The sequence below is a fragment of the Exiguobacterium sp. GL_137 genome (assembly GCF_057834585.1).
On record NZ_CM174406.1, the window covers coordinates 1,828,726 to 1,841,718 of the forward strand.

Genomic DNA, 12,993 nt, shown 5'->3' on the forward strand with positions numbered 1-12,993 from the left:
GCATCGGATGGTGAGACCTGATGCCAAGCCAACCGGCTGTACGTATTCGTACTGACTCATCATAACGAACCCGTCACCGTCTGTCAAACCGTTAATGCCTGCATCGCGTGAATTTTATCTTGGGCAAGTTGATTTTTTAAACTCTCGATTCCATCGAATGCTTGTTCGTCCCGTAAGTAAGCCATCCATTCGAGCTTCAGTTCCTGTCCATATAAATCTTCGTCGAATGCGAGCAGGTGAGTTTCGATGCTGACTTCTCCCGTCTCATAAAACGTCGGTCTCCGTCCGATGTTCGTCATTGCCGGAAATTTCCGCCCATCCTCTAGATGAACGAACGTCGCATAGACACCTAGTTTCGGAATGACATAAGCAAATTCCGGGCGGATATTGGCGGTCGGAAATCCAATTTGGCGACCGCGGGCGTCGCCATGAATGACAATCCCTTTCGTTTGATACGGCTCACCTAACAACAGAGCTGCCTCTGCGACGGCGCCATCTGCGAGCAAACGACGAATTCGTGTCGAGCTGACCTTTTCATCGTCTGCTTGGTGTTCTGAAACGATCGTATGATCAAATCGTCCACGACTGTGGAAATCAAGCGTCGCCATTTTGCCGGCCCCGAACCGTCCATACGAATAATCAAATCCTGCAACAATGTGGCGTGCTCCGGCAGCAATTAAATAGTGGTCAACGAAGTCCTGTGGTGACAACTCTGAAAAGGCGACTGTGAATTCAATGACATACACCCGGTCAATGCCAAGTTGCGCCATCTTTTCGAGTTTTCGGTCCAGCGGTGTAATGTAGAGAATCTGTTCCGTTCCGTTACCAAGTACTTGTTTCGGATGAGGATCAAACGTCATGACCGCTACCGGCAGATGTAATTCGCGGCTTTTTTCAATTGCGGTTTGTAAAACACGTTGGTGTCCAAGATGTACGCCATCAAAAAAGCCGAGTGCAATAACAGCCGGGTCTTCTACTGGTTGTTCTGGATATGTTAAATGAATGATGTCCATTCCTGATCTCTCCGATCCTAATCGATTTGTAACATGACTTCTACGCGTCCCATATTGATTTCGGAATCAAGCCGGTAGATTGCTAAAGGGATGCCCTCTTCATTATAGACAGTAAAGCGTTCAAATTCGACCGGAATGCCTGCTAACTTGGCACCATTCAAGACACGGGCCGCTGTCTCGGCGTCTACAGTCAACCGTGGCCACTTTTGAATGACTTGTTCAATCGGTAAAACGTACTGCATCCGCTCTTCCACCGTCTCACAGGCTTCAAGTGTTGCAAGTGTCACCGCTTCTGTTTCGGACATCGCACCCGAGCTTGTCCGGCGCAATTCACTCATATGGGCCGCATAACCTAACCGTTCACCGATTGCAACCGCAAGTGTCCGGATGTACGTGCCTTTTCCGCAGGCAATTTCGATTTGAAAACGGCAGACACCGTCTTCAAAAGTCAATTCAGATGTTCGGTCCAGTGTATCGATTTGAACGATTCGGGTCGGTCGTTCCACTTCGATGCCTTTACGGGCATATTCATATAATTTTTTCCCGTTTACTTTCACGGCCGAATAATAGGGCGGTGTCTGTTCCAGCTGTCCGGTCAGTTGATTGAGTATTTCATCGACTTGCTGCTCCGTAAATGCATCAGGTGGGACCGGCGTTTCCCGAACGGTTTCCCCGTGGGCATCTTCGGTTGTCGTCGCATAGCCAATCGTCACTTCTGCGACATACTTCTTCCCTTCGTCCGTAATGAAGCGCGCAAGCTTCGTTGCTCGTCCGAGACAAATCGGCAAGACACCTGTCACTTCCGGATCAAGCGTTCCGGTATGTCCGACTTTTTTTGTTTGAAAAAGGCGACGCAGTCGAAAAACACAATCGTGACTCGTCATACCTGCTGGTTTATCTAACGGTAATACTCCGATGGGTTCCATCCTTGTCCCTCCTAAAAAAGGACAACCACAGGTGTGGTTGCCCTTGTCTTGTTAATCCTTGTTCAAGTTCCGGAGCAATTCGTCGATCCGTGATCCGTACTCGACAGATGTATCGATCTCAAACAGCAATTCAGGTGTCTTCCGTAAACGGATCCGTGATCCGATTTCTTTACGCATGAACCCTTTTGACTTTTCAAGACCAACGCGCGCTTCTTCACGCACCGTTTCATCACCGAGCACCGAATAAAAGATCGTTGCTTGTTGTAAGTCACCTGTGACTTCAACACCGGTTACCGTCACCGCCTTGACACGCGGATCATTCACATCTTTAATCAACATTTGCGTAATTTCTTTACGCACCTGCTCTGCTACACGATTGGAACGTACGCTCATTCTATATCCCTCCAGTTCGGATTCTGATCCGTTCTGTTACTTGCGTTTAACTTCTTCCATGATGAACGCTTCGATGACATCGTCTACTTTGATATCGTCGTATCGTTCGATCTTGATTCCACACTCGTAACCGGCTGCTACTTCTTTGACATCGTCTTTGAAGCGGCGCAACGTATCGAGTTTTCCTTCATAAATAACGATGCTGTCACGAACAACACGAACACCTGCAGCACGTGTCAATTTACCTTCTGTGACATAACCACCGGCAATCGTTCCGACTTTCGAGACTTTGATGACGTCACGAACTTCAGCTTGACCAATGATTTTCTCAACGAATTCTGGGTCAAGAAGACCTTTCATCGCTTGTTCGATTTCTTCGATCGCATTGTAGATGATTTTGTGAAGACGAATCTCAACCTTCTCTTGGTCTGCCATCGATTTCGCGTTACCATCTGGACGGACGTTAAAGCCGATGATGATGGCGTTAGCTGCTGAAGCCAAGATGACATCACCTTCTGTGATGGCACCAACACCTGAGTGGACGATGTTGATCTTAGCACCTTCGACGTCGATTTTCTTGAGTGAACCGGCGAGGGCTTCGACTGAACCTTGAACGTCACCTTTGATGATGATGTTGAGGTCTTTGACTTCGCCTTCTTTGATCCGGTCGAAGAGATCTTCCAAACTGACTTTCGCTGAATCGCGGCGTTGTGCCTCGATTTCACGTTGGTAACGCGCTTCCCCGATTTGACGGGCTTTTTTCTCATCTTCAAACGCAAAGAATTGATCTCCGGCTTTTGGTACATCGTTCAAGCCTGTAATTTCGATTGGTGTCGACGGGCCAACCTCTTTGACACGGCGACCGATATCGTTGACCATTGCCCGAATCCGGCCGAACGTATGACCGACGACAATTGGATCTCCGACACGAAGTGTTCCGTGTTGGACGAGCAATGTCGCAACAGGTCCGCGTCCTTTATCGAGTTTCGCTTCGATGACCGTTCCGCGTCCGTGCATGTCCGGTGTAGATTTATATTCTTGGACTTCGGAGACAAGAAGAATCATCTCAAGCAACTCGTCGATTCCGTCTCCTTTAAGAGCTGAAACCGGTACGAAAATCGTGTCACCGCCCCAGTCCTCGGCTACGAGTTCGAACTCCGTCAATTCTTGTTTGACACGGTCTGGATTAGCGCCTTCTTTATCCATCTTGTTGACAGCAACGATGATTGGAACACCGGCTGCTTTTGCGTGGCTGATCGCTTCTTCCGTTTGCGGCATGACGCCGTCATCTGCTGCGACAACGATGATGGCGATATCCGTGACATCTGCCCCACGTGCACGCATTGTTGTAAACGCGGCGTGACCTGGTGTATCGAGGAATGTAATTTTCTTTCCTTCGATTTCTACTTGGTAGGCACCGATATGCTGCGTAATTCCGCCGGCTTCGCCTGCTGTGACTTTTGTGTTACGGATCGAGTCAAGCAATGTCGTTTTACCGTGGTCAACGTGTCCCATGATTGTAACGACCGGTGGACGTTCTGACAATTCGTAGTTATCGAGGTTCAGTTCATATGCATCGAAGTCTGTTTCATCGACTTTAACTGTTTTTTCGACTTCAAATCCGAAGTCAGATGCAAGCAATTCAACCGTCTCATCATCGAGATCTTGGTTAATGGTCGCCATAACGCCCATTCCCATCAATTTCATGATCAGTTCGTTTGGTTTTTTATCCATTTTTTCAGCCAATTCGCCGACTGTTAAGTTGTCTGCGTATTGAACGACGTTTGCCATTGCTTCTTCTTGCGCCCGACGTGCTGCTTTTCGTTGACTTGATTTTGAATTTGGGTCTGCTACTTCCAGTTTACGTGGTTCCACTTTTTTCTGTGGACGGCGTTTTCCACCGCGGTTATTGCGGTTTCCGAATTCCGGACGTCCGCCTTTTGTATTGCGTGATTGGTTCCCTGCTGGTTTGTTAGTTGTTCCTGGTCTGTTCGGTTTATTGTCTGATTTCACTTGTTTTGGAGCCTCCGTTTTTTGGACCCGATGTTTCTCGGGATTAAATACTTTGTCGAGTTGCTGTACTGTCTGTTCATCTAAAACCGCCATATGATTCTTAACGGGTTTTTCCAGCTTTTCGAGCTGGGCGATGACCTGCTTACTCGTTACATTCTGTTCTTTCGCGAATTCGTATACACGTTTACCCAAAAGATCCACCTCCAGTTAATCGTTCGAGAGGAGTTCCGTTAGCTTTTTCGCAAATCCGGCTTCGTTGACTGACACGACAACACGCGCGTCTTTCCCAAGTGCATGTCCAAGAATGTTTCGATCTCCGACTTCGATGTACGGAACACGATAACTTGTACATTTATCCGTCACTTTCTTACGCGTGGCAGCCCCCGCATCTGCTGCTAAGAGGACGAGTTTGGCTTGTCCCCCCCGTACTTCTTTCAGTACGAGTTCTTCTCCAGTCGTCACTTTCCGCGCTCGGTTCGCGAGACCAAGGAGCGATTCCCATTTACTCATGTGTACCTCCCGCGATCGCAAGCAATTGATCATATAACGCATCTGTTGTTTTGACTTTCAGATGGTGATCGAGTGTGCGCTTCTTTTTTGCTGTCGCAATGACAGTGGCATCTTTCGTCAAATAGGCGCCTCGCCCATTCATTTTACCATTAAGATCGACGACAACCTCACTGTCAGGTGTCCGGACGACCCGAATTAACTCTTTTTTAGGACGCATCTCTTGTGTGATGACACATTTGCGTAATGGTACCTTTTTTTGCACGAATTATTCCTCGCCTTCGACTTGGACCGTTTCCACGTCAACTGCTTCTGTTGCCGCAGGTTCGACTTTCATGAAGACATCTTTCAATTCCATCGATTCTGCTTCTGATTCGCTCTTGATGTCAATTTTCCATCCTGTTAACTTGGCAGCTAAACGGGCATTTTGACCACGTTTCCCGATCGCAAGTGACAATTGGAAGTCCGGTACGACGACGATTGTCGCTTTTGCCGGCTCATTGACATATACGGCGACGACTTGTGCTGGACTTAATGCATTGGCGACGTATTCTTTCGGATCATCTGAATAACGGACGATATCAATCTTTTCTCCGTTTAATTCGTTAACGATACGTTGGACACGCGCTCCTTTTTGACCGACACATGCACCGACAGGATCGATTTCGTCGGAAGCAACGGCAATCTTCGAACGGTCGCCGGCTTCACGTGCTACCGACTTCACTTCAACTTCGCCGCTGGCGATTTCAGGTACTTCGATTTCAAACAGACGTTTTAATAAACCTGGGTGTGTCCGCGATACAAGAATCGATGCGCCTGATCCCTTGACCATTGGATCGACTTTCGTTACGTATACTTTGATGTATTCCCGGATTCCGAAACGTTCATTCGGCATCTGTTCGTGTGTCGTCAGTACGGCTTCAATCCCCTCCAGGTTAACGTAAAGATTACGTGCATCCTGACGTTCAACCATTCCGGTCATGATTTCATCTTCCCGGTCGGCGAAATGATTGTAAATACGTTCCCGCTCTGCTTCGCGCATCTTTTGTGTGACGATTTGTTTCGCCGTTTGTGCTGCGACACGTCCGAAATCACCTGGTGTCACTTCGACTTTATGGAAATCACCGAGTTCATACGTTGGATCGATTTCGTGTGCTTCCTCGAGTGAAAGCTGTTCTTCCGGCTGTGTCAAACGTTCAACAACCTCTTTTAAGGCAAAGACACGGATATCTCCTGTCTGTTGGTCAAATTCGACTTTTACTGCCTCCGACTCTTTTCCAAAGTTGCGACGGTAAGCGGAAATCAATGCCTGTTCCAGCGCATCGATGATGATATTCTTATCAATCTCTTTTTCTTTAGCGATTTGTTCGATTGCTTCAAGTAACTGTGGTCCCATCGTTCTCTTCCTTTCCTTAGAACACTACCGCAAGCCGCGCCATCGCGATCTTGTTCACCGGTATTTCAATTTTCAATTTTCGTGTCTTCACACGGACTTCGAGTTCAAGCATTTCTTCAGAATAAGTCAGTAGTGTACCCTCAAATTCTGTCGCATCCTTGACGGGATCATGCGTCTTGATATAGACGTGTTTGCCAATCGCCTTTTCGAAATCCTCGGTTTTTTTGAGTGGTCGTTCAGCACCTGGACTCGCAACATCTAAATAGTAGGGTTCGTCAATCGGATCATCTTGATTCAATGCTTCCGATAACTTTTCATTGATGTTGACACAGTCTTCCAGGTCAACGCCACCTTCTTTATCGATGGAGACACGTAGGAACCAATCCGCCCCCTCTTTGACGAATTCGACGTCGACAAGCTCCATCCCCTCTCGTTCTACGATCGGTTTAGCGAGTTGTTCGACCTTCTCAGTTACGTTCGTCATCTTCATCCTCCTTCAAAAAACAAACAAGAAAGGAGCAGGTCCCCCTACTCCTTCCAAGTCGTAGTATAAAAAACATTTCCTCACTCAATATAGCATAATGCACCTTCTTAAGCAAGCATCCGCAAGGCTTTAGAGGTCAAATAACGAGAGTTGGTTCTCATCCGGAAGACCTTCCAGACAACCGAGATTATCCAGCGTTTCGATAATCGACTTCGAGAGTTTCGCCCGTTTTTGCAAATCTTCCTTCGACAGGAACTCACCGCCTTTTCGGGCTTCGACGATTTGTTTCGCCGCGTTCGTTCCAAGACCGGTGACAGCATCGAACGGCGGCAGTAGCGAATCTCCATCAATCAGAAACTCGGATGCACTCGATTTATACAAATCGACTTTGCTGAAGGTAAAGCCCCGTTCAATCATTTCAAGCGCAATCTCAAGCACGGTGTACAGCCCCTTGTCTTTCGCCGTTGCTTCAAATCCTTTATCTTTGATATCCTGCAATACTTTGCGGATCGCTGCCGATCCCTTGTTCATCGCCCCGATATCAAAATCACCGGCACGAACCGTGAAGTAAGAGGCATAATAGTACATCGGATGATGGACTTTATAATAAGCAATCCGGACGGCCATCAACACATAGGCCGCGGCGTGGGCTTTCGGGAACATGTACTTGATTTTTTTACAAGAATCGATATACCAAAGCGGTACATGATTTTCAATCATCGCCTCTTCCATCTCAATTGAAAGACCTTTCCCTTTACGGACCGATTCCATGATTTTAAAGGCAAGTGACGGTTCAAGACCCGCGTAAATCAAATAGACCATGATATCATCCCGGCAACCGATGACGTCTTTCAGTTCACATGTTCCGTTATAAATCAGCTCACTGGCATTACCGAGCCAAACATCCGTGCCGTGAGACAGACCGGAAATCTGGACAAGTTCTGAAAAAGTCGTCGGTTTTGTTTCTTCAAGCATCTGTCGGACAAATTTTGTCCCAAACTCTGGAATCCCAAGCGTCCCGGTTTTCGAATCAATCTGTTCCGGTGTCACGCCAATCGATTCTGTCGAACTGAAAATCTTCATGACCTCTGCATCATCGACGGGAATCGTTTTCGGATCGCGTCCCGACAAATCTTGCAGCATCCGAATCATCGTCGGATCATCATGTCCGAGGATATCCAGTTTCAATAAGTTATCGTGGATCGAATGGAAATCAAAGTGGGTCGTTTTCCACTCGGACCCCATGTCATCCGCCGGGAATTGAATCGGACTGATATCATAAATGTCCATATAATCCGGAACAACGATGATCCCACCCGGATGCTGACCCGTCGTCCGTTTGACACCGGTCACACCGCTGACGAGCCGGTCGACTTCAGCATTCCGGTAGTTTAAATCATTTTCAGACTGATATCCTTTGACGTAGCCGTAAGCCGTTTTCTCGGCAATCGTACCAATTGTCCCGGCTCGGTACACATAGTCGTCACCAAACAAGACTTTTGTATAGGCGTGGGCTTTCGGCTGGTATTCTCCACTGAAGTTTAAATCAATATCCGGTACTTTATCCCCTTTGAATCCAAGGAACGTCTCAAACGGAATATCGTGCCCGTCTTTGATTAACGGCACGTCACACGTCTTACACGTTTTATCCGGTAAGTCGAATCCAGAACCAACCGATCCATCATCAAAGAATTCCGACTCCTTACAATTCGGACAGACGTAATGCGGTGGTAACGGATTGACTTCCGTGATTTCCGTCATCGTCGCGACGAGGCTCGAACCGACCGATCCCCGGGATCCGACGAGATATCCATCATCGAGTGATTTTTTTACGAGCTTGTGCGAAATCAGATAAATGACGGCAAATCCGTGACCGATAATCGATTTGAGTTCCTTTTCGAGCCGTGCTTCGACGATTTCCGGCAGGACATCGCCGTAAATGCGATGCGCCATGTCATACGACAACGACCGGACCTCTTCATCCGCGCCTTCAATTTTAGGCGTGAACAAATCTTTTGGAATGATATCAATATTTTCAAACCAGCCGGCGATTTTCTGACTATTGATGATGACAAGCCGCTCCGACAGTTCCGGTCCTAAAAATTTAAAATCACTCATCATTTCTTGTGTCGTCCGGAAATGGGCCGGCGGCAATTGTTTACGCATATTCAGCATGTTGGCGCCGCCCTGCGTCCGAATCAACACTTCCCGATAGGTGGCGTCATGTGTGTCCAGATAATGCACATTGCCCGTCGCTACCGGCAGAATATCGTTTTCTTCCGCGACCCGGATGACCTTTTTGATCAAATCCCGCAGTTCCAACTCATTTTGAACGATTTCCCGTTCGATTAAATGACCGTACATCGCAGGTGGCTGAATTTCGATGAAATCATAAAAACGCATGACCTTCGCCAAATCTTCATCTGATTTATTAAGGGCTGCATCAAACACTTCCCCGTTGTCACAGGCCGAACCGATGATCAAACCGTCCCGGTGCGCAACGAGTTGCGAACGCGGTGTCCGGACGACACGGTGGACGTGTTTCGTATGCGCCAGCGAAATCAGCTGATACAAGTTTTTCAGACCTGTCCGGTTTTTGGCATAGACCGTCGCATGATACGGACGTGCCCGTGAAATATCTTTTCCCATCTCCCGGTTAAGCGAAAGGTGAGTCTTCATATTAAACATCTCGTCCGCCATTTGCAGTAGTTTGAGCATCAAATAGCCGGTCGCTTCCGCATCGTAAATCGCCCGGTGATGCTGGGTCAATTCAATATCAAATCGTTTCGCGAGCGTATTCAAACGGTGATTTTTAAGACTCGGCATCAGGACACGCGCGAGTTCGAGCGTATCGATGACGGGTAAAGTCGATTCATCATGGTTACCGGACCGTAATGTGGCATTTAAGAACCCGATATCAAAGGAAGCATTGTGGGCAACGAGAATCGAATCCCCCGCCCAGTCCATGAATTCCTTGACGACTTGTTCCGGGTCCGGTTTTCCGCGGACCATCTCATCGGTAATTCCCGTTAAATCAATCGTTGTCGCTGACAAGAGATGTTGTGGATCAGCAAACGCTTCGAACTTGTCGATGATGTCTCCATCGTAAATCTTAACAGCGGCTAACTCGATGATTTTGTTATACATCGCAGACAATCCGGTGGTCTCGACGTCAAAAACGACAAACGTTGCTTTTTCCAAGTCCTGATCGACCGGATGATACGCGACCTGAACCCCGTCGTTGACGACGTTCGCTTCAATCCCGTATAACACCTTGATGTTGTTTTTCTTTCCGGCATAATACGCATCCGGGAAGCTTTGCGCCCCCGCGTGATCAGTGATGGCGACTGCCGGGTGCCCCCAGGCAGCTGCTCGCTCCACATATTTCGTCACGTTCATGACAGCATCCATCTGACTCATTTGGGAATGGGCATGTAACTCGACCCGTTTCTCACCCGCCCATGGATCGGCCGGCAGTTCCATTTTGACTTCGGACAACTGGGCGATCATCATACACAAGTCACGCAAGAACGTATCAAATTCGACGCGGCCCGCTACTTGAATCCACATGCCTTTTTTGATAGCCGACAGGATTTTGACATCGGTCTCGTCACGGGCAAACATTTTGACGACCAAAGAATCCGTATAGTCGGTCAGTTTAAATGTAAAGATTGTTTTTCCGCTGCGGAGTTCCCGACTTTCTGCCGCAAAAACAAGTCCCCGGATTGCAATCCGGCGTTCTTCATCTTGAATCGTCTTAATCGGTACCACTTCGTCTTGAATCGGTTTTCCAATCCGGATATCAATTGGTCCTTCGTCATCGTCACGGGATTGTTCCCGTTTGAATTGAAGTTCAAGCATTCGTTTTGCTTCATCAATATCCTCCTGTTTAACCTGATTCCGTAATTCTTCCTGCTCAGTTTGATCCATCTGGACGACCGGTTCACACACAAATTTCGGGAACCCGTATGCCCCGTATAATAATTGCATTTCACCGCAAAGATCATTTTTCAGGAATCCGGCTTCCGGTTCACTTCGAACCGGAATAAATAGTTTATTGTCCCGGTACTCCGGCAAAACACGGCTTAGATGACTCCGCATCGCTGACGAGGCATCAGCCAAATCCTCGACGATATAGGGCCAGTAATCAATAAATAGTTTAGCGTCGGGACGTTGCTCGGATTCAAGCAGTAATTTGACCTCCGCAAACTGTTGGTAACGGCTTTTCAGCCGACTGTAAAACATCTGATAAACGTTTTGAGGTAAGACCTGTACCAGTCGGATATGGAAAGTCCATGTCGCGGTTGCTTTTTGGACCCGTAATTTTTCAAGTGAAGCATCTGTAAAAAATTCTTCAACGATGCCGGTTGGTAATTCTAAATCGCTCATCAAGAGCGACATGCGTTGTTGTGTATCCACTCGCATTTGTGCTGTCGTTGTTGCTTCACACCATGACAGCCACTCCTCCTCCTCTTGCAGATTGCCCAAGGGGCGAATGGGTGTGAGACAAGAAAACAGTCACTTTACGAAAAGTGACCGTTCCCATTACTTATTGTAAACCTTCATAAAGCGAACGAACAGCTTCAAGAAGATCTGCTTGTTGAATTTCTTCTGCTTCTCCACCGCGTCGTGCTTTCAGTTCCACGATACCGTCCGGTGCTTTTTTACCTACATTGATTCTTACAGGCAGTCCAATCAAGTCTGCGTCGGCGAATTTGACGCCGGCACGTTCTTTCCGATCGTCAAAGAGAACCGAGAATCCGGCGGCCGTCAGGTCATGGTAGACCGTTTCCGCGACTTGCATTTGTTCTGCATTTTTACCGTTGACGGCAATCAAATGAACATCAAATGGTGCAATGGCTTTTGGCCAGATGATGCCGCGGTCATCGTAATGTTGCTCGACGACGGCAGACATCGTCCGCGAGACACCAATCCCGTAACAACCCATGATCAACGGTTGGGCTTTCCCGCCTTCATCAAGGAACGTAGCATTCATGCCCTCTGAATAACGTGTCCCGAGTTTAAAGACTTGTCCGACTTCGATTCCTCGAGCGAACTTGACGTGTCCTTGTCCGTCCGGTGAGAGGTCACCTTCTTCGACGAATCGTAAATCTGTGTATTCTGCTTCAAAGTCGCGGTTTGGCTCAACATGCACGTAATGCGTTTCCGGCTTGTTCGCGCCGCAAACAGAATTTGTTAATGCCCGCACTGCATAATCCGCAACAACCTTCATGTCGGCCCCAATCGGTCCGAGCGTTCCCGGTGTCGAATGGAGTGCCTGCTCGATTTCTTCATCCGTTGCCATCATAATATCGAGAGCACCGAGGTAATTCTTCAGTTTAATGTCATTGACTTCATGATCACCACGGACGAGCGCCATGACAAGACCTTCTTCCGTTTTGAAGACAACCGTTTTGATCGACTCCTGTTCCGGTAATCCAAGTACTGCACTGACAGCTTCAATTGTTTTGGCGTCACCTGTGTGAACTTCTTCTAATGCTTCTGATGCTTTATCTTGTTTCGTGTACTGATCGACCGATTCTGCCATCTCCAGGTTCGCCGCATAATCCGACTGATCAGAATACACGATCGTATCTTCGCCGATAGCAGCCAAGGCATGGAATTCATGTGTTCCACTACCGCCAATCGCACCGGAATCTGCGACGACCGGACGGAACTCGAGTCCGACACGTGTGAAGATTTTTGTATAGGCATTAAACATATTTTGATATTCTTCTTCCAAACTCTCTTGCGACGAATGGAACGAATAGGCATCTTTCATGATGAATTCACGGCCACGGAGTAATCCGAACCGTGGACGGCGTTCATCCCGGTACTTCATTTGAATCTGGAACAAGTTGACCGGTAATTTTTTATAGGAGTTCAGCTCATCACGGACGATGGACGTAATCAACTCTTCATGTGTCGCACCAAGCGCAAACCGTCGATCGTGACGGTCCGTCAAACGCATCAGTTCCGGACCGTAAATATCCCAGCGTCCGGTTTCTTCCCATAGTTCTGCTGGTTGAATAGCTGGCATCAACAATTCCTGCGCACCAGCTCCCTCCATTTCTTGACGAATGATCGTCTCGATTTTCGACAGGACGCGTTTCGCCAGTGGAAGATACGAATAGATTCCGGCTGCATTTTGACGCATAAACCCTGCCCGTAACAAAAGCTGATGACTGATGGCTTCTGCATCGGATGGTACTTCACGTAAAGTAGGCATAAATAATTTGGATTGTTTCATGTGAGTCGTGA

10 protein-coding genes are annotated in these 12,993 nt (G+C 47.8%); all 10 read right to left on the reverse strand.

Translation table 11 applies throughout. The annotated features are described in order from the left end of the window. Positions 1–83: 83 nt before the first annotated feature. Entirely contained in the window at positions 84–1,013 is a 930-nt protein-coding gene (locus AC3IRK_RS09720) for a bifunctional riboflavin kinase/FAD synthetase (protein WP_131972524.1), read from the reverse strand. A 17-nt stretch (positions 1,014–1,030) separates the two neighbouring features. Then, a complete protein-coding gene (gene truB, locus AC3IRK_RS09725) occupies positions 1,031–1,939 on the reverse strand; it encodes a tRNA pseudouridine(55) synthase TruB (protein ID WP_131972523.1) in 909 nt (302 codons plus the stop codon). Positions 1,940–1,990: 51 nt separating this feature from the next. Further along, positions 1,991–2,332 carry a 30S ribosome-binding factor RbfA gene (gene rbfA, locus AC3IRK_RS09730; RefSeq protein WP_012370706.1) on the reverse strand — a complete coding sequence of 114 codons (342 nt, stop codon included), beginning with the start codon at positions 2,330–2,332 and terminating at the stop codon, positions 1,991–1,993. A gap of 36 nt (positions 2,333–2,368) precedes the next feature. Continuing rightward, positions 2,369–4,537 carry a translation initiation factor IF-2 gene (gene infB / locus AC3IRK_RS09735; protein ID WP_026828043.1) on the reverse strand — a complete coding sequence of 723 codons (2,169 nt, stop codon included), beginning with the start codon at positions 4,535–4,537 and terminating at the stop codon, positions 2,369–2,371. A gap of 15 nt (positions 4,538–4,552) precedes the next feature. Next, positions 4,553–4,855 carry a YlxQ family RNA-binding protein gene (locus AC3IRK_RS09740; protein ID WP_012370708.1) on the reverse strand — a complete coding sequence of 101 codons (303 nt, stop codon included), beginning with the start codon at positions 4,853–4,855 and terminating at the stop codon, positions 4,553–4,555. Next, complete coding sequence (rnpM, locus tag AC3IRK_RS09745; RefSeq protein ID WP_012370709.1) at positions 4,848–5,117, reverse strand: RNase P modulator RnpM; 270 nt, start codon at positions 5,115–5,117, stop codon at positions 4,848–4,850. Before rnpM ends, AC3IRK_RS09740 begins: the two co-directional genes overlap by 8 nt. Before the next feature lie 3 nt (positions 5,118–5,120). Next, a complete protein-coding gene (nusA, locus tag AC3IRK_RS09750) occupies positions 5,121–6,248 on the reverse strand; it encodes a transcription termination factor NusA (protein ID WP_131502565.1) in 1,128 nt (375 codons plus the stop codon). 16 nt (positions 6,249–6,264) lie between these two features. Further along, positions 6,265–6,732, reverse strand: a complete 468-nt coding sequence (gene rimP, locus AC3IRK_RS09755; protein WP_114595525.1) for a ribosome maturation factor RimP — start codon at positions 6,730–6,732, stop codon at positions 6,265–6,267. A 129-nt stretch (positions 6,733–6,861) separates the two neighbouring features. After that, entirely contained in the window at positions 6,862–11,157 is a 4,296-nt protein-coding gene (locus tag AC3IRK_RS09760; RefSeq protein ID WP_207904752.1) for a PolC-type DNA polymerase III, read from the reverse strand. A 124-nt stretch (positions 11,158–11,281) separates the two neighbouring features. Continuing rightward, a complete protein-coding gene (locus AC3IRK_RS09765; protein ID WP_131972521.1) occupies positions 11,282–12,982 on the reverse strand; it encodes a proline--tRNA ligase in 1,701 nt (566 codons plus the stop codon). Positions 12,983–12,993 lie beyond the last annotated feature (11 nt).

What these genes read in the sequence shown, in the direction of transcription:
- AC3IRK_RS09720 (WP_131972524.1), bottom strand. Translation starts at nt 1,013, where the DNA reads ATGGACATCATTCATTTAACATATCCAGAACAACCAGTAGAAGACCCG.
- truB (WP_131972523.1), bottom strand. Translation starts at nt 1,939, where the DNA reads ATGGAACCCATCGGAGTATTACCGTTAGATAAACCAGCAGGTATGACG.
- rbfA (WP_012370706.1), bottom strand. Translation starts at nt 2,332, where the DNA reads ATGAGCGTACGTTCCAATCGTGTAGCAGAGCAGGTGCGTAAAGAAATT.
- AC3IRK_RS09740 (WP_012370708.1), bottom strand. Translation starts at nt 4,855, where the DNA reads ATGAGTAAATGGGAATCGCTCCTTGGTCTCGCGAACCGAGCGCGGAAA.
- nusA (WP_131502565.1), bottom strand. Translation starts at nt 6,248, where the DNA reads ATGGGACCACAGTTACTTGAAGCAATCGAACAAATCGCTAAAGAAAAA.
- rimP (WP_114595525.1), bottom strand. Translation starts at nt 6,732, where the DNA reads ATGACGAACGTAACTGAGAAGGTCGAACAACTCGCTAAACCGATCGTA.
- AC3IRK_RS09760 (WP_207904752.1), bottom strand. Translation starts at nt 11,157, where the DNA reads ATGCGAGTGGATACACAACAACGCATGTCGCTCTTGATGAGCGATTTA.
- AC3IRK_RS09765 (WP_131972521.1), bottom strand. Translation starts at nt 12,982, where the DNA reads ATGAAACAATCCAAATTATTTATGCCTACTTTACGTGAAGTACCATCC.